Source organism: Bradyrhizobium sp. U87765 SZCCT0048 (assembly GCF_018131225.1).
GTDB lineage: Bacteria > Pseudomonadota > Alphaproteobacteria > Rhizobiales > Xanthobacteraceae > Bradyrhizobium_A.
Genome location: NZ_JAFCMM010000007.1, coordinates 96,135 through 113,273 on the forward strand (window position 1 = coordinate 96,135; position 17,139 = coordinate 113,273).

17 protein-coding genes are annotated in these 17,139 nt (G+C 67.4%); 11 read left to right on the forward strand and 6 right to left on the reverse strand.

What is annotated here, in order from left to right; genetic code table 11:
* Nucleotides 1-135 precede the first annotated feature (135 nt).
* The 3 genes from JQ639_RS32830 (at nt 136) to JQ639_RS32840 (ending at nt 2,217) form a co-directional block, all read left to right on the forward strand.
* Complete coding sequence (locus JQ639_RS32830) at nt 136-873, forward strand: competence/damage-inducible protein A (protein ID WP_211964299.1); 738 nt, start codon at nt 136-138, stop codon at nt 871-873.
* A gap of 28 nt (nt 874-901) precedes the next feature.
* Nucleotides 902-1,420: a xanthine phosphoribosyltransferase gene (gpt, locus tag JQ639_RS32835; RefSeq protein WP_211964302.1), complete on the forward strand. Its 519-nt coding sequence runs from the start codon at nt 902-904 to the stop codon at nt 1,418-1,420.
* A gap of 170 nt (nt 1,421-1,590) precedes the next feature.
* On the forward strand, nt 1,591-2,217 hold the full coding sequence (locus JQ639_RS32840) for a hypothetical protein (RefSeq protein ID WP_211964304.1): 627 nt from the start codon (nt 1,591-1,593) through the stop codon (nt 2,215-2,217).
* A gap of 244 nt (nt 2,218-2,461) precedes the next feature.
* On the opposite strand, the gene JQ639_RS32845 is transcribed toward JQ639_RS32840, so the two are convergent.
* Nucleotides 2,462-3,385 (reverse strand): YiiG family protein, encoded by a 924-nt coding sequence (locus tag JQ639_RS32845; RefSeq protein WP_211964310.1) that lies wholly within the window; start codon nt 3,383-3,385, stop codon nt 2,462-2,464.
* A 93-nt stretch (nt 3,386-3,478) separates the two neighbouring features.
* Nucleotides 3,479-4,519 (reverse strand): methionine synthase, encoded by a 1,041-nt coding sequence (locus JQ639_RS32850; RefSeq protein ID WP_211964325.1) that lies wholly within the window; start codon nt 4,517-4,519, stop codon nt 3,479-3,481.
* A gap of 122 nt (nt 4,520-4,641) precedes the next feature.
* Between JQ639_RS32850 and JQ639_RS32855 the strand changes: the two genes are divergently transcribed.
* The 4 genes from JQ639_RS32855 to JQ639_RS32870 all read left to right on the forward strand — a co-directional run bounded on the left by JQ639_RS32855 (nt 4,642) and on the right by JQ639_RS32870 (nt 9,582).
* Nucleotides 4,642-5,628, forward strand: a complete 987-nt coding sequence (locus JQ639_RS32855; RefSeq protein WP_211965080.1) for an NADPH:quinone oxidoreductase family protein — start codon at nt 4,642-4,644, stop codon at nt 5,626-5,628.
* Nucleotides 5,629-5,799: 171 nt separating this feature from the next.
* Nucleotides 5,800-6,954 (forward strand): DUF898 family protein, encoded by a 1,155-nt coding sequence (locus tag JQ639_RS32860; RefSeq protein ID WP_249123843.1) that lies wholly within the window; start codon nt 5,800-5,802, stop codon nt 6,952-6,954.
* Between the two features lie 240 nt (nt 6,955-7,194).
* Nucleotides 7,195-8,328: a DUF898 family protein gene (locus JQ639_RS32865; RefSeq protein ID WP_211964327.1), complete on the forward strand. Its 1,134-nt coding sequence runs from the start codon at nt 7,195-7,197 to the stop codon at nt 8,326-8,328.
* Nucleotides 8,329-8,340: 12 nt separating this feature from the next.
* Entirely contained in the window at nt 8,341-9,582 is a 1,242-nt protein-coding gene (locus JQ639_RS32870) for a M48 family metallopeptidase (RefSeq protein WP_211964328.1), read from the forward strand.
* Nucleotides 9,583-9,811: 229 nt separating this feature from the next.
* Here the strand turns inward: JQ639_RS32870 and JQ639_RS32875 are convergent, their stop codons facing one another.
* From JQ639_RS32875 to JQ639_RS32885, 3 genes are all read right to left on the reverse strand, one after another.
* Entirely contained in the window at nt 9,812-10,708 is an 897-nt protein-coding gene (locus JQ639_RS32875; protein WP_211964330.1) for a crotonase/enoyl-CoA hydratase family protein, read from the reverse strand.
* A 45-nt stretch (nt 10,709-10,753) separates the two neighbouring features.
* Nucleotides 10,754-10,903, reverse strand: a complete 150-nt coding sequence (locus JQ639_RS32880) for a hypothetical protein (protein WP_211964332.1) — start codon at nt 10,901-10,903, stop codon at nt 10,754-10,756.
* 185 nt (nt 10,904-11,088) lie between these two features.
* The gene (locus JQ639_RS32885; protein ID WP_211964334.1) at nt 11,089-11,973 is read right to left on the reverse strand and encodes a LysR family transcriptional regulator; all 885 of its coding nucleotides are present in this window, start codon (nt 11,971-11,973) and stop codon (nt 11,089-11,091) included.
* A gap of 118 nt (nt 11,974-12,091) precedes the next feature.
* On the opposite strand from JQ639_RS32885, the gene JQ639_RS32890 reads away from it, so the two are divergent.
* From JQ639_RS32890 to JQ639_RS32905, 4 genes are read left to right on the forward strand one after another with little or no spacing between them, the layout of a single operon-like run.
* On the forward strand, nt 12,092-13,456 hold the full coding sequence (locus JQ639_RS32890) for an FAD-dependent oxidoreductase (protein WP_211964336.1): 1,365 nt from the start codon (nt 12,092-12,094) through the stop codon (nt 13,454-13,456).
* A gap of 21 nt (nt 13,457-13,477) precedes the next feature.
* Nucleotides 13,478-14,503, forward strand: coding sequence for an ABC transporter substrate-binding protein (locus JQ639_RS32895; protein ID WP_211964338.1), 1,026 nt, complete (start codon nt 13,478-13,480; stop codon nt 14,501-14,503).
* A 58-nt stretch (nt 14,504-14,561) separates the two neighbouring features.
* Nucleotides 14,562-15,335: an ABC transporter ATP-binding protein gene (locus tag JQ639_RS32900; RefSeq protein WP_211964340.1), complete on the forward strand. Its 774-nt coding sequence runs from the start codon at nt 14,562-14,564 to the stop codon at nt 15,333-15,335.
* Nucleotides 15,328-16,158, forward strand: coding sequence for an ABC transporter permease (locus tag JQ639_RS32905; RefSeq protein WP_211964342.1), 831 nt, complete (start codon nt 15,328-15,330; stop codon nt 16,156-16,158). The genes JQ639_RS32900 and JQ639_RS32905 overlap by 8 nt, the downstream gene beginning before the upstream one ends.
* A 220-nt stretch (nt 16,159-16,378) precedes the next feature.
* On the opposite strand, the gene JQ639_RS32910 is transcribed toward JQ639_RS32905, so the two are convergent.
* The gene (locus JQ639_RS32910) at nt 16,379-17,056 is read right to left on the reverse strand and encodes an isochorismatase family protein (protein WP_211964344.1); all 678 of its coding nucleotides are present in this window, start codon (nt 17,054-17,056) and stop codon (nt 16,379-16,381) included.
* Nucleotides 17,057-17,139 lie beyond the last annotated feature (83 nt).

Genomic DNA, 17,139 nt, shown 5'->3' on the forward strand with positions numbered 1-17,139 from the left:
GAAACGGCAATTCGTCGGGAATCGCGGAATGCGCTGCCGCAAAAAGAGGCGGGGAAATGCTCACCGGCCGGGCAGGGACCGCTAGCCTGCACCGCCGGGATGGGCAAGATTCGGACGACTTGAGGAGTACGTTGCATGAGCGAGATCGTCACCGCCGGGATTCTGGTGATCGGGGACGAGATTCTGTCCGGCCGGACCAAGGACAAGAACATCGGCTACATCGCCGAGTACCTGACCAATATCGGCATCGACCTGAAGGAAGTCCGGGTGGTGGCCGACGACGAGGGCGCCATCATCGAGGCGCTGAACGCGCTGAGGTCGCGCTACACCTACGTCTTCACCACCGGCGGCATTGGCCCGACCCATGATGACATCACCGCCGACAGCGTCGCCAAGGCGTTCGGGGTCGGCATCGATCTTCACCCCGAGGTGGTGGCCCGGTTCCGCCAGCGTTTCTCGGAAGCCGAGCTCAACGAGGCGCGGCTGCGCATGGCGCGCATCCCCGACGGCGCCGAGTTGATCCAGAGCGCCACCATCCTGGCGCCGGGCTTCAAGCTCGACAATGTCATCGTGATGGCCGGGGTGCCCTCGATCATGCAGGCGATGATGGACATCGTCGCGCCCAAGCTGAAGTCCGGGGTGCGGATGCTGTCGGATTCGGTGCGCGCCAATGCCCGCGAGGGCGACATCGGCAGCCCGCTGCGCGCGATCGCCGCCGCCCATCCGGACACCAGCATCGGCAGCTACCCCTTCCTCGACGAGAACAGCAAGCCCAACACCAACATCGTGGTGCGCTCGCGCGACGCCGACAAGCTGAAGGCGGCGATGGCTGCGGTTCAGGAGATGCTGGCAGGGCTCAACCTGACGCGCTAAAGAGCCGGTTACGCTAAAGAGTAGAGACATGACCCCGATCAACGAGAATACCCCTCGCCCGGAGAAAATGTTCCCGGTGTCGTGGGACCAGTTTCACCGTGACTCGCGCGCGCTGGCCTGGCGGCTGAACAGCGCCGGCCCGTTCGAGGCGATTGTCGCCGTGACCCGCGGCGGCCTCGTCGCTGCCGCCATCGTCGCGCGCGAGCTCGGGGTGCGGGTGGTCGATACGGTCGGGGTGGCCAGCTACAATCACCAGTCCCAGGGCGAGATCCGCATCCTCAAGAATGTCTCCGGCGAGGTCCTCAATGTCGGCGGCGGGGGCGGCAAGGGCATCCTGATCGTCGACGACCTCGTCGACACCGGCAAGACCGCGCGCGTGGTGCGCGATCTGATGCCGCAGGCCCATTTTGCCACCGTCTACGCCAAGCCGATGGGGCGCCCGCTGGTCGACAGCTTCATCACCGAGGTGTCGCAGGACACCTGGATCTTCTTCCCCTGGGACACGGGCCTGTCCTTCCAGCCCCCGATCCGCGACGGCGGGGCGTAGCGTCTGCGCTGACGCATTCGTCTCGTCGCAGCGGCTGCTGGAGCCATGACATGGTTTGGCAGATGCGGCTCCGGGCCATTGTTGCTCCGCAAAACGGGGCTCCGGAAAACGGGTGGAGCGGCGGCCGGATCTGCGCCTGGTGTGGAAGGTCGTTTGCGAGACCATGAGCCATGCCGCTGCAGAACCGCGTCACCCCGCTCGGCGACATCGTCGCCACGCCGCATCGCGGCCTGTTCGTCGGCAATCGCGGCAGCATCCATGATCCGGCGACGCGCACCCTGCGCGGGCGGCGCTGGACGACGCCGGCCTGGATCGTCTGCGTCTGCGAATTCCGCGGTCGCCGCCGCGCGGTGATGGCAACGCCCGGCTGGACCGAGCTGTTCTTTCTGGACGAGGCGACGGCGTTCGCCGCCGGCCATCGCCCCTGCTTCTTCTGCCGCCGCGCGGACGCGACCGCCTTTCGCGCCGCCTGGGCGGCCGGCATGGCCGCCGTGCCGCGGGCGCCCGAGATGGATGCGGTGCTCCATGCCGAACGGATCGACGGCCGCAAGCGGCGGCTGCATCCGTTGCCGGGGCCGGTCGCGTCTCTGCCTGACGGCACCATGGTGCAGGCCGGCGGCGACAGTTTTCTGATCGCCGGTGGCCGGCCGCTGCGCTGGTCGTTCGCCGGCTACAGTCCGGTCGATGCCGTGTCCGACGGCGCGCAACTGCTGACGCCGCCGTCCACCGTGCGGGCCCTCGCCGCGGGCTACAGGGCGGTGCTGCATCCCAGCGCGAAGGCTCTCTCCTCATCCTGAGGAGCGGGCGAAGCCCGCGTCTCGAAGGATGAGGCCGCCGGCGTCGCGTCTGCGTCGGCGGTGCCCCGGCCTCATGGTTCGAGACGGCGCTTTGCGCCTCCTCACCATGAGGGAAAAATCCGGCGCGAGCGTCAGCCCTGTAGCCCGGATGAGCGAAGCGATATCCGGGGCCGGATCGGCGTTCGATCACGGGTGTCGCTGCCTCGCTCGGGCGACGCGCTGACGGTACGTGCTGAAGGCGGCGCTACCTGAACGCGTTCGACAGGGTCACCATCGTGTTGTAGCGGGTGATGACGCCGTTGGTGTCCATCGAGAAGGTCATGCCGTCGGCGCGCCCCTTGGCGATGTTGTCACGCATCTCGCGCAGCTTGCCGAGGATGTCGCGGGGATAGGAATCGATCGCGGTCGATTTGCCGGATTCGCGCACCGCGTTGTCGAAGTCGCGCACCGCGTCGCCATAGGCGCTGAGTGCGGCATCGAACGGCTTGAGGTCGGCGCCGCGCCTGGGGCTCGACGGCATCAGGTCGACGGCCTTCTTCGCCAGCATCATGGTGTTGCGCACATGCCAGCGCACGCTCTTGCCTTCCGCCGTCTCGATCCTGGCGAGCTGCTGGCGGTCGATCAGGTCCTTGAACTGATCCTGCAGGGCGTCGGTCGCGGCGCGCGCCTCGAGGAAGGCGGTTGCCGCCGGCACGAGGCGGGCATGCAGCGCCCTGCCGCCGGCCATGCCGTCGGAGAGATAGTCCTTGCGGTCGTAATAGGCCTCGGCCTCGTTGAGAATCGGGATCAGCGCCTCGAAGCTGTCGGCGAGGCGCTTGGTGGCGCCGTCGAGGGCGGGGATCGCCGGCTCGTCGGCGGCGCTGGTGCGCGCCCGGGCGATGGCATCCCGGGCGGAGGAGCCCACGGAATAGAGCCCGTAGATGATGCGCTCCTTGCCGGTCGGGCCGCGCTGGACATCGACCCAGCTGAGATAGCGCGCCCACGACTCCTTGCCACGCAGCGAAGCATTGAGCAGGCCGACCACGCCGTTGGACTTCGCGACATAGCGGTCGAGATCCTTGGCGGCGATGTCGCGCACCCCGAGGTCGGGGGCGGCCTGCGGCTGTTGCGCCAGCGCGGCGCCCGGCAGGATCAGGGTGGCGGCGAGCAGGAGAGCGGAGAATTTCACGGCAGGCCTCGCGGATCGGCGCGGCGGTGCGTGATGCGTCGCCGCCGTCTGCGCCGTTCGTCGCGGCCGGCGGCGGACCGGTTCAAACCGGCATTACCAGGGGGCCTCCGGATCGTCGAAGCGATCGCGGGCGAGCTTGGCGCCGGCGCCGAGCGCCTTCAGCTTGGCCTCGGCGATGTCGCGGCGCATCGGCGCCATGCCGCAGTTGGTGGTGGCGATGATCCTGTCGCGCGGCACGAATTTCATCACTGCGGCGATGGTGTCGGCGACGTCCTCGGGCGTCTCGACGATGTCGCTGGCGACATCGATGACGCCGGCCTGCACCGTCTTGCCCGGCAGCAGCGCCAGCAGGTCGAGGGGGACGCGGGAGTTGCGGCATTCGATCGCCACCTGCTGGATCGTGCTCTGCGCGATCGCCGGGAAGATGTCCTCGTACTGGCGCCACTCGCCGCCGAGCGTCGCCTTCCAGTCGGTGTTGGCCTTGATGCCGTAACCGTAGCAGATGTGCACCGCGGTGGTGCAGGACAGGCCCTCGGCGGCGCGCTGCAGCGCCTCGATGCCCCAGGTCTTGACCTCGCCCATGTAGACGTTGAACGCCGGCTCGTCGAACTGGATGACGTCGACACCGTCGGCTTCGAGCGCGCGGGCTTCCTGGTTGAGCAGCTCGGCGAAGGCGAAGGCCATCTTGACGCGGTCGCCGTAGTGACTGTCGGCGACGGTGTCGACGATGGTCATCGGCCCGGGCAGCGTGAACTTGAGCTGGTGCGTGGTGTGGGCGCGAGCCGCACGTGCCTCGAAGGCGTGGACGCGGTCCTTCAGCGTCAGCGGCGCGACGACCTGCGGCACCATGGCTTTGTAGCGATCGGCGCGGATGCCCATCTCGACCTTGTGGGCGAAGTCAATGCCCGCGACGTTTTCCAGAAAACCGTGCACGAAGTGCTGGCGGGCCTGCTCGCCTTCGGTGACGATGTCGATCCCCGCGGTCTCCTGCAGCTTGAGCGCCAGCAGCGTGGCGTCGCGTTTGGCCGACACCAGTTCGTCGCCCGCCGGCTTCCACGGCGCCCACAGGCGGTTCGGCTCGGCGAGCCACTCGGGCTTGGGCAGCGATCCGGCGATCGTGGTGGGGAACAGCATGGCAAGGCACTTCCTGGATTTTTATTGTAAGAGCGGAGGATGCGAGCTTAACGCATTCCGTCCAGGGGAACGACAGGGAACAGCGCCTGCCGTCACAAGGAAAAAGAACAATGCCCAAGACCATGCATGAAGCGATCGTTTGTCGCGAGCTAGGGCCGCCCGAGCGCCTGCGTCTGGAGACCTTGCCGTCCGCGCCGCTGCGGCCGGGCGAGGTGCGCATCGTAATGCGTGCCGCCGGCCTCAACTTTCCCGACGTGCTGATGATCGAGGGCAAGTACCAGCTCAAGCCCGAGCTGCCGTTCACGCCGGGGATGGAAGGCGCCGGCGTGGTGACCGAGGTCAGCGCCGGCGTCGATGGTGTCGCGGTCGGCGACCGCGTCATCGTCAAGCTGCGCCATGGCTGCCTCGCCGAGGAGGTGGTGGCGACGCCGGCGCAGCTCGCGCCGGTGCCCGAGGCGTTCGATTTCGCCGAAGGAGCGACCTTCCTGGCCGCCCATGGCACCGCCTATCATGCCCTGGTCGACCGCGCGCAGATCAGGGCGGGCGAGGTGCTGCTGGTGCATGGTGCGGCCGGCGGCGTCGGCCTCGCCGCGGTCGAGCTCGGCAAGGTGCTCGGCGCCACCGTGATCGCGGTGGCGTCCAGTGCCGAGAAGCTCGCGGTTGCCGCGAGCCGTGGCGCCGACCATACGCTGCTCACGGGCGCGGAGCCGCTGCGTGATGCGGTCAAGCGGCTGACCGGCGGGCGTGGCGCCGACGTGGTGTTTGACCCGGTCGGTGGCGCGGCGTTCGAGGAGAGCCTGCGCTGCATCGCCTGGGGCGCGCGGCTGCTGGTCATCGGCTTCACCGGCGGCGTCGGCATGGCGGCAACGAACCTTGTGCTGATCAAGGGCGCCAGTGTGCTCGGCGTGCGCGCCGGTGAGGCGGCGCGGCGCGATCCCGCGCTTGCCGCCGCGCGCCAGGCGGCGCTGTGGCGTCTTGCCGGCGAAGGCCGTCTGCGCCCGCACATCTCCCATCGCCTGCCGCTCGCGCGCTGCGCCGAGGCGATGCGGCTCCTTCTGGAACGCCGCGCCATCGGCCGGGTGGTGCTGGAGATGGGGGCGTCGTCCTGATGTGATGCTCGCGCGGCATCTGCCGCGTTGCAGTCGGCTGGCCGATCGCCCGCAATCAACCTTTGGTTGTGCATTGATGTATTTGGAAATATACCGACAGACGCAACGCGCTGCCGATTTTCAAAAAGTGATTGGGGCTGACCGATGAATGAAATGAGTTCGGTGCCGCGGATGCCGCCGCCGCCTCCGCGCTGGGCGACCGATATGGCGTTTTCCGGAGACCGCGGCGCGTTCGGTCGTCTCGTGACGCGCGGCATCTTCCTTGAGCTGGTCACGCTGGGCTTCTATCGCTTCTGGCTTACCACCGACATGCGTCGCCACCTCTGGTCGAATACGATCGTCGACGGCGACGCGCCCGAGTACACCGGCACCGCCCGCGAGCTGTTAATCGGCTTCCTGTTCGCGCTGGCGATCATCGTGCCCGTCTATCTCGTCTACTTCCTGCTCACGATCGAGGTCGAGCGTGTGCAGGCCTACGGCGGTGTGGCGCTGACCGCTTGTCTGTATGTGTTCGGGCAGTTCGCGGTCTACCGCGCACGACGTTATCGTCTGACGCGCACGGTCTGGCGCGGCGCGGGGTTCTGGATGGACGGCTCCGGCTGGGCATATGCGCTGCGCGCATCGTTGTGGATGCTGCTGGTGGCCGTCACGTTGGGATTGGCATGGCCGTGGCGCGAAGCCGCGCTCGAGCGTTACAAGATGCGGCATTCCTACTATGGCGACCTGCAGGGTGGTTTCGACGGCACGGGCTGGAGCTTCTTCAAGCGCGGCTGGGGGATTTGGCTGCTGGCTGTCGTCCTGATGGGCTTGTTTCTCGTTGCTCGACCACTGACGTTCCTGGTGCTGCTGGTCTCGCCGGTGCTCTATGCGTCGTTCAGGGCCGTCGAGTGGCGGTGGTGGATGTCGGGTCTGCGGTTCGGCGGTGTCAGCTTCGCCTCTGATATCCGTCCGAGCAATCTGATCGGCCTGTACTACAAGGTGATGGGCTGGTTCGTGCTGATCGCCGTAGTCTTGGCCGCCATTGGCTTCCTGTGTCTCGCGTCGATGGCCAACCTGAAGGGCCAGTCGCTGGAGCAGTTCTTCAGCGCCAACGTTTCGGAAGACAGCATTCCGATGTTCGTGTTGCCGTTCATCTTCTGGCTGTTCATGATCTTGGCGATGAGTGTCGTGAACCGCCTCTATCTCATTCGCGATCTCTGGGCTCGTGTCGCGGCCTCGACCGCCGTCTACGGCATCGACGCCGCAGCCGACGTGCGGGTGGAAGGCGAGCCTGCGAGCGCAATCGGAGAAGGGCTGGCCGACGGACTGGACGTTTCCGGTTTCTGACCCCGACATCTACTGCCATGTCATGAACCGGCAAGCCAGGGCATGCGACAGATGCCTGTCACACGGTTGTCAGCTTCGCCCGTCTTCTCTTCCGGAAATGCTCCGTAACATTGACAACGTCGGCTCGATCAACCTTTAGTGGTCGAACCGGCGGCAAACGCGCTTTCGTTGCGTATGGCGCGCGTGGCTATTTTTGCTCTGGAATGCCGCGGTGCTGCGCGGTGGTTGGAAAGGTTTTCTATGGATCAGATCAGCAGAATGCCGCCGGTACAGCCGCCGGCGCGGGTGGAGTTTTCCGGCGACCGCGGCGATTTCCGTCGTCTGGTCACGCGGGGCGCGCTGCTGGAGCTGATCACGCTGGGCTTCTACCGCTTCTGGCTGGCCACCGACATGCGCCGGCACCTGTGGTCGCATACCGACATCGATGGTGACGCCCCCGAATACACCGGCACAGGCAAGGAGCTGCTGATCGGCTTCCTGTTCGCGCTTGCGATCATCGTGCCGATCTATCTCGTCTTTTTCCTGCTGACGATGGAGGCGGAGCGCCTGCGCGCCTTCGCCAGCTTTCCGCTGGTGGCATTCTTCTATGTGTTCGGCCAGTTCGCGATCTATCGCGCGCGGCGCTACCGCCTGACGCGGACAGTGTGGCGTGGCGTGCGCTTCTGGATGGACGGCTCCGGCTGGGTCTACGCGCTGCGCGCGGTGCTGTGGAACGCGCTTGCCGGCCTGACGCTCGGCCTTGCGTTGCCGTGGCGCGAGGCGGCGCTCGAACGCTACAAGATGCGGCATTCCTACTATGGCAATTTGCAGGGCAGCTTCGAGGGACGCGGCTGGGAGTTCTTCAAGCAGGGCTGGTGGCTGTGGCTGATGTCGCCGATCGCCGTCGTAGTCTTTCCGCTGCTGCCGTTCTTCTACGCCATGTTCAAGGCTGTGGAGTGGCGGTGGTGGCTGTCCGGCATTCGCTTCGGTGACGTGCGGCTGACTTCATCGCTGCCTCGCGATGCGTTGATCGGGTTGTACTGGAAGTTGATCGGCTGGGGCTTGCTGCTGTCTGTCGCCCTGGTTGTCTATATCGTCCTGTGTGGGCTGGTTGTGGCCAGCGTGGGCGGAGAGTCGGTCGGGGACGCGTTCTCGGGGCCGGAGCTGCTGCGCAACATCTCCCTGATCGTGCTGGGCGTCGTCGGCTATCTCGTCTACGTCCTCGCGGCGGGCGTGGTCGCCCGCGTCTATCTGATGCGCGACCTGTGGGTGCGGGTGGCGGAGTCGGTGTCGGTCTTCAACATCGAGGCCACGGCCAACGTGATGGCGGCGGGCGAGGCGGCGAGTGCTCTCGGCGAGGGGCTTGCCGACGGCCTCGACGTTGCGGGGTTCTGAGCAGGGGACGCCATGACAGAGGACATCCAACCGCCGCCGATCGCCCCGCAGGATCCGGTCGCTGCCGGGCCGGTCGCGGTGTTCTACGACGGCGCGACCAGCCGGCGGCGGCAAGTGACGCTGACGCTCGCCGACAAGCTGGTCATCCGCGAAGCCGGCGAGACGCTGGCGCGGTGGCCCTATGACGATATCCGCCGCATGGATGCCTCGCGGGGCCTTGTGCGCCTCGCATGCCTGCGTGCGCCGCAACTCGCCCGGCTGGAGATCCGCGATTCCGGCCTCGCCGCGCAGGTGCTGGCGCGCTGCCCGCGCGTCGATGCGTCCGCCACCGGCCCCCGCGATGTCGGCCGCATCGTCGGCTGGTCGCTGGCGGCCGCGGCCTCGATCGTGGGGATGGTGCTTTATGGCGTGCCGTTCGCCGCCGACCGTCTCGCGCCGCTGATCCCGCAGTCGTTCGAGCGGCGGCTCGGCGACGCGGCGGAAGGGCAGGTGATGGCGGTGTTCGATGGCAAGCCGTGCCGCGATGCCGCCGGCGAGGCCGCGTTCGCCAGGCTGATGGCGCAGCTCCACGGTGCGCTCGACCTTGCCACTGATACGGAATCCCTGGTGCTGTCGAGCAAGATCGCCAATGCCTTCGCGCTGCCCGGCGGCAAGGTGTTCCTGCTCCGGGGCCTGCTCGACAAGGCCGAAACCCCCGATGAGATCGCCGGCGTATTGGCCCACGAGCTCGGCCATCTCAAGCACCGCGACAATACCCGGCAGATGATCAGCCAGGGCGGGACGTCGTTCCTGATCGGCCTGCTGTTCGGCGATATCACCGGGTCGAGCGCGCTGATCTTCGCCGGCCGCTCGATCGTCGACGCCTCCTACTCGCGCGAGGCCGAGACCGCCGCGGACACCGCGGCGATCGAGGCGATGCACCGTCTCGGCCGCTCGCCGAAGCCGATGGGCGAACTGCTGTTCCGCATCACCGGCAAGGAGAGCGGCAAAGGCATTTCAGTGCTCGCGAGCCATCCCTTCACCGAGGACCGGCTGGCGCGGATGACCAAAGAGGACCGGCCGCCGAGCGGTCCGCCACTCCTGACGGATCAGGAGTGGGCCGCGCTGAAGGGCGTGTGCAAGACCTCAGACAACAAGGGGTCGGACAAAAAGCCTTCGGACTCCAAGCCCTCAGACTCCAAGCCTTCGCCAGGCGAAAAATCTCCGTCGGGCGACAAGCCATCGCCCGACGACAAGCCCGGAACCAGGATCTGAGAGCCTGGCTGAAACAGCGATCACAGATCTTAATTTTGTCGTCGCCGGGCTCGTGCCGGCGACCCCGACAAGGAGGGCACTGCGCTCCTAAGCGAGGTGGCCGGGAGACCTTAGTCCTGGCGATCCGTTGAAGACGGATCGCGCTGCCCGGCCGCGACAGAGAAATACGGAACGTGCTGCCCTTTTGCGAGGGCGAGCGCTTTTCCAGTCGGACACCGAGACGACAGGCCTACTTGTAGTCGCGGTCCTGCCACCACGGGAAATACGACGGCATGTCGCTGGAGACCTTGTCGGTGAAGGCCGCCGGGCGCTTCTCCAGGAATGCCGTGACGCCCTCGCGCACGTCGTTCGAGGCGCCGCGCGCATAGATGCCGCGGCTGTCGATCTTGTGCGCTTCCATCGGATCGTCAGCGCCGAGCATACGCCACATCATCTGCCGGATCAGCGCGATGGAGACGGGGGCCGAGTTGTCGGCGATGTCGCGGGCGATGTCGCGCGCGGTCGGCAGCAGCTCCTCCGGCGGCACCACGCGGCTGACGAGCCGGCCAGCCAGCGCTTCGCGCGCCTGGAACACGCGGCCCGAATAGGTCCACTCCAGCGCCTGTGAGATGCCGACGATGCGCGGCAGGAACCAGCTCGAGCATGCCTCCGGCACGATGCCGCGGCGCGCGAACACGAAGCCGAAACGGGCATTGTCGGCGGCGATGCGGATATCCATGGCGAGCTGCATGGTGAGGCCGATACCGACGGCGGGGCCGTTGACCGCGGCGATCACGGGCTTAAGGCACTTGAAGATGCGCAGCGTCAGCCGGCCGCCGCCGTCGCGCACCGCATCGTCGCTCCATTCCACTTCGCCGTTCGGCCGCAGCGGCGCGCTCTTGCGATCGGCGCGCGCGGCGCGGTCGAAGGTGTCGCCGCCAGAGGAGAGGTCGGCACCGGCGCAGAACGCGCGGCCGGCGCCGGTGACGATGATAGCGCGGACGTTGTCGTCGGCATCGGCGCGGTCGAACGCGTCGATCATCTCCGTCTGCATGGTGTGGGTGTAGGCGTTGAGCTTGTCCGGCCGGTTGAGCGTGATGGTCAGGATGTTGTCTTCGACGTCGTACTTGATCTGCTCGTAGGCCATCTGCGTTTCCTCGTGTCGCACCGTGTTGTGGTTGCGGTCATGGTGTCATGGCCGCGCCACGTCGTAAACGCGTTCGCGCCGCATGGCATGTGCGCGCCGCACGTCATTTTCCACGATGCGGAAGGTGCGCGGGCTTTCGTCAGTCACTGCACGCTGAATGTGTTTGCGGTCGCTCCTGAACGAGCTGTTGTTCACCGGTCTCACCTCTGCGTCATTGCCGGGCGAAGACCCGGCAATCCAGCTTGGACAATGGACCACGGCGTCGAAGCTGGATCACCGCGTCACGACGCTTCGCGTCGGCCCGGTGATGACGCAGAAAACAGGCGGTGCGTGCCATATTCGATCGCCGCGATCAGTCATGATGACCTCGACAGGCGGCTCTACAGCGTCGGTGTCAGCGCCTGCTTGAGCGCGGCGAGCATCGCCTGCACCGCGGCGGCGTTGGCGCGGCGCTCGGGCACGGTCGCCTTCACCCAGAGATCAGGGATCGGATACTCCGGCAGCACCTGGCACAGCGAGCCCTGGCGCAGCGCATCCTCGACGAGATAGCGCGAGATGAAGGCGATGCCGTTGCCGGCGATGGCGCTCTTCACCAGCACATAGCCTTCGTTGGAGCTCATGCGCGGCTGCACCTGCACGGTGACGCGGCCGCGCGGGCCGTCGAACTGCCATTCCGGGCCGGTCGGCAGGAAGCTCAGGCACGTGTGGTCGACGAGGTCACGCGGATGCGCCGGCGCGCCATGCCTGGCGAGATAGTCTGGCGCGGCGCACAGCAGCCGCCGCATCGGGCACAGCGGCTCGTCGATGACGCCGCCGAACGCATGCGGAAAGGCGCCGATGGCGATGTCGAAGCCTTCTGTTACCGGATCCACCGGGCGGTCGATCAGCACGATATCGAGGCGCACCTGCGGGTTCTGGGCCTGGAACGCGCTGAACACGTCGGCGAGGCGGAAGATGGTCAGCGAGGTCGGCGCCTTGATGCGGAGCTGGTCGGCGAGGTCGTGGTCCTTCTCGCCCATGCGGGCCAGCAGGTCGCTGACGTCGGCGACCACGCTGCGGGCGCGGTGCAGGTACTGCTGGCCGGCCTTGGTCAGCCGCATCTGCCGCGTCGAGCGGTGGAACAGGGTGGTGCCGATCTGCTCCTCGAGCTGGGTGACGCGCTTGGCCACCACCGAGGTCGAGACGTTCAGCTTGCGCCCCGCGGCCGAGAAGCCTGACGATTCGGCGGTGGCGAGGAAGGCCTGCAGGTTGACGAGCGTGTCCATCGATCTTTCGCGTTTCGTGAAAGCTGATCGTCTGTTTTGCGGGATTGTACTCCCGTCACGGCATATTCATAGTCCCGCCCGCGATCAGAAGCCCGATCAAACGCTTGGGAGTGCGCCCGTGCCAGCGAAGACCATCGAAGAGCCGGCCCGCCGGCTGCCCGTGCTTGGCGAGTATGATGTGGTGGTGCTCGGGGGCGGTCCCGCCGGGCTCGCCGCGGCGGCCGCGGCCGGGCGCGCCGGCCAGCGCACCCTGCTGATCGAGCGCTACGGCTTCCTCGGCGGCATGGGCACCGCCGCCGGCGTCACCAATTTCTGCGGCCTGCACGCCAACGTTCACGGCGCCATGCAGCGCGTGGTGCATGGCCTTGCCACCGAGCTGCTGGAGCGCATCGATCACCTTGGCGGCCTCAACGCGCCGCATGTGATCTTCGGCAAGATCATGGCCCAGGCCTACGACACCGCGGCCTACAAGATCGCGGCCGACGAGATTCTCGCCCACCACAAGGTCGAGATCCTGTTCCATGCGCTCGCCGCCGGGGTGGTGATGGGGCAAGCGGGCACCATCGATGCGCTGCTGGTCGAGACCAAGGCAGGCCGCCAGGCGGTGCGCGGCCGCCTGTTCATCGATTGCTCGGGAGACGGCGATCTCGCCGCCTGGGCCGGCGCGCCCTATGAGGTCGGCGACAATGCCGGCAACATGCTCTATCCCTCGATGATGTTCCGCCTCAACGGCATCGATCCGGAGCGCGCCGGCGAAGCCTGGCAGACCATCCCGACGCTGATGGCGGAGGCGATTGCGAACGGCGCCAGCTTCCCGCGCAAGACCGCGATCGTGCGCCCGCAGCGCGATCCCATCGAATGGCGCGTCAATTTTACACAGCTCGCCCGCGCTGATGGTCGCGCCATCAACGGCCTGGAGCCCGACGACCTGACCCGCGGCGAGATCGACGGCCGCCGCCAGGCGGTCGAGGCGTTCCAGTTCCTGCGCACCGTGCCCGGCTTCGAGAACTCCTACATCGTCGACCTGCCGCCGCAGCTCGGCATCCGCGAGACCCGCCGGGTGATCGGCGACGTGATGATGAGCGGCGAGGATGTGCTGACCTGCGCCTCGTTCGACGACAGCATCGGCGTCAACGGCTGGCCGATCGAGGCCCATGTCGCCGGGGACATCGAGTTCAAATTCCCCCCGATTCCGGACTCGCGCGGCTACAACGAAATGCCGTACAGGATGCTGACGCCCAAGGGCGTCGACAACCTGCTGGTGGCGGGGCGCTGCGCGTCGATGACCCATGAGGGGCAGTCCGCGGCCCGCGTCTCCGGCGCCTGCTTCGCCATGGGCGAGGCGGCGGGGGTGGCGGCCGCGCAGGCGCTGGCGGGCAACGTGCCGCCGCGCCAGATCGCGGTCGACCGGCTGCAGGCGGAACTGACGCGACAGGGTGCGTTCCTGGGACGGGGGGCCGATATCCCCGCCGACAGGACCTGAACAAGAAACGGGAGGAGACACATGACCCATTCGATCGCGACCCGCCTGAGGCGGGTGGTGCAGGCTGCCGCGGTGGCCGCGCTCGGCTTTGGGGCGGCGGCGGCCCACGCCGAGGCGCCGCTCAAGGCCAAAATTGGCGTGCTGCGCCTGACGTCCTCCGCGCCGGTGTTCATGGCGGTGGAGAAGGGCTACTTCCGTGATGCCGGCCTCGACATCGAGCTGAAGTTCTTCGACGCCGCGCAGCCGATCGCGGTGGCGACCGCCTCCGGCGACGTCGACTTCGGCGTCACCGCGTTCACCGGCGGCATGTACAACCTCGCCGGCAAGGGCGTGCTCAAGGTGATCGGCGGCATGAGCCGCGAGCAGCCGGGCTTTCCGCTGATCGCCTATGTCGCCGGCAATACGGCCTATGCCAACGGCCTGAAGTCGCCGAAGGACCTCGCCGGCAAGCGCGTCGGCGTCACCCAGATCGGCTCGACCTTCCACTATTCGTTGGGCCTGCTCGCCGACAAGTACGGCTTCAAGCTGAGCGACGTGAAGGTGGTGCCGCTGCAGTCGCTGTCGAACGCGGCCGCAGCGCTGAAGGGCGAGACCATCGACGGCGCGCTGCTGCCGGCGACCACGGCGCGGCCGCTGATCGACGCCAACGGCGCCAAGCTGCTCGGCTGGGTCGGCGACGAGACGCCCTGGCAGCTCGGCGCGGTGTTCACCACGCCGAAGGTGCTGGCCAACAAAGACCTGGTGACCCGGCTGCTGACGGCGCTGGTGCGCGCCGACCGCGAGTATCATGACGTCCTGCTCAAGGCGATGAAGGACGGCCAGGTGCCGCTCAACGAACAGACCACGCCGTTGCTGCAGATCATCTCCAAGTACACCAACCTGCCGCCCGAGCGGATCGCGGTGGACTGCGCCTACATCGATCGCGACGGCAAGCTCGACATCAAGAATGTCGGCGACCAGATCAGCTGGATGCAGGCGCAGGGTTTCGTCGACAAGGGCTTCACCGTCGACGACATCATCGCCAGGGACTTCGCCAGGGGTGATTGAGGCCGACTGATCGTCAGTTCGACAGACACGAGCAAGCGGACAAGCGACGGACTTCACCATGGACCTGATCGTGAATGACATCAGCCACCGCTTCGGCGCCCTCGACGTGCTGGAGGACGTGTCCTTCACCGTTCGCGCCGGCGAAGTGGTGGCGGTGGTCGGCCCCTCCGGCTGCGGCAAGAGCACGCTGCTGTCGATCCTGGGCGGCCTGCTGCAGCCGACCTCCGGCCACGCCCGCATCCGCGGCGCGGCGCCGGCGGGCAGCTTCAACCCGCTGACCTTCGTGTTCCAGGACTTCGCGCTGCTGCCCTGGAGCACGGTGCGCGACAACGTCGCGTTCCCGTTGCTCCATGTCGGCATCGACGCCGCGCAGCGGCAGGCGATCGTCACCGACGCGCTGCGCCGCACCGGGCTTGCCGATTTCGGCGACGCGCTGCCCAAGCAGCTCTCCGGCGGCATGCGCCAGCGTGTCGGTATCGCCCGGGCGCTTGCGGTGCGGCCGGCGATCCTGCTGATGGACGAGCCGCTGTCGGCGCTGGATTCTCAGACCCGCGAACTGCTGATGGAAGACTTCATCGGCCTGCTCGCCGACGGCCAGATGGGGGCTGTCTACATCACCCATAATCTCGACGAGGCGGTGCGGCTCGCCGATCGCGTCGTCGTGCTGTCGCGCCGCCCGGGCCGGGTGCGCGAGATCGTCGACATCGCGGTGCCGCGCGCGCAGCGCGGCCATGCCGATGTGCGGGCGCAACTGCTTGGGATCCAGGACCGGCTGTGGTCGCTGATCAAGGACGAGGCGATCGACGCCGAGCGGGAGGTGCAGCATGCTTGACCGCGCGACATCGACGAACGCCTCGTCGCAGGACGGCGCCGATATCCGCGACGTCGCCTTCCGCGGCGGCGGCTTCGCCCCCAAGGCCAGCCGCGGCGCCAGCTGGATCACCTTCGCGGTGCTGCTGTCGATCTGGCAGGCCGCCGGCAGCTTCGGCTGGATCAACCCGCTGTTCCTGCCGACCCCGGTGGCGATCGCGAAAGCAATCTACAAGCTCGCACTCAGCGGCGCGCTGTGGCAGCACCTGTCGTACTCGGCGATGCGCATCGGGCTTGGCTGGCTGATCGGCAGCGCCGCCGGCGTCGTCGTCGGCTTCGCCATCGGCCTGTCAGGCGTCGCCCGCAGCATCGGCATCTCGGTGGTGTCGGCGCTGTTCCCGATCCCGAAGATCGCGCTGCTGCCGCTGCTGATCCTGTGGTTCGGCATCGGCGAGGAGCCGAAGATCGCCACCATCGCGCTCGGCGTGTTCTTCTCGACCTCGATCTCCGTCTATTCCGGCGTCGATTCCGTGCCGCGCAACCTCATTCGCATGGCGCAGAGCTTCAACGTTCCGTTCGCGACCATCGTGCGCAAGGTGATCTGGCCGGGCGCGCTGCCCGCGATCCTCGCCGGCTTCCGCATCACCTCGTCGGTGGCGCTGCTGCTGGTGGTCAGCGCCGAAATGATCGGCGCCGAATACGGCATCGGCGCGTTCGTGCTGCAGGCCGGCAACCTGATGCAGACCGATCAGCTGCTCGCCGGCGTCGTCATCCTGTCGCTGTTCGGCCTGACCATCGGCAAGCTGCTCAACCTGCTGGAAACGCGCCTGCTGCACTGGCGCTGAGCGGGGAGGGCCAGAGTATGGCGATCTGAACTCTGACAGACTTGGTCCGTCATCCTGAGGTGCGAGCCAACGGGTCCGCGCAAAGCGCGGCCCGATGACAGGCTCCGCGCGAGCCTCGAAGGATGGACGGCCCCTCAGCCTCTGCCCGGGCCGTCGCCCTTCAAGGGTCCCGCTGCGCGTGACCACCTCAGGGTGACGGGATTGATATCGCCCTTACGCCTCAACCCGCCCGCAGCAGCGCCACCACCTCATCGGTGGTGCGCACATCGGCGAACGTCACCATCAGGTTGGTGAGGCTGGCGTTGTGCTCTTCGTCGGTTCGTGTCGCGGTGCCGTCGGCGACGAAGTGAACGGCATAGTTCAGCATCATGGCGTCGCGCGCGGTCGATTCGCAGCACACATTGGTCAGCGTGCCCGTGACGATCAGCGTATCGATGCCGCGCGCCCGCAGTTGCGCATCGAGATCGCTGGCATCGCCGACGAAGGCGCTGTAGCGCGTCTTGTCGACCACCAGATCCCCGGGCTGCACATCGAACGCGCTGTCGACCGCATGGGCCGGATGCCCCGGCGTGAACGCCGCGCGCATGGTGTCGCGCACAGCCGGCGGCATGAAGGTGCCGAGCCACAGGCTCCAGTCGCCCTCGGGCCCCGTGGTGTGCCGCAGCCAGACCACGGCGCCGCCCGCGGCGCGGGTCTCCGCGGCGAGGCGGCGGACGTTGGGGACGATCGCGCGCGCCAGCGGCACTTCGCCGACAGCACCGGGCTGGAGAAAACCGGCCTGCATGTCCACGACCACCAGCGCCGTCTTCGCCGGCTCGATGCGCTCGAACACATGCCGCCGCCCGCGCCGGGTGATCAGGCGGTCGATGATGGCCTGGGGGATCTGGATGGTGTGCAAGTGCACGGCTCCGAGGATGGTGCGGTGGTATTTCGATGAGATCGAAGGGCTGAGCCACGCTCTCAAAGCGGCGGTCGCGTGAA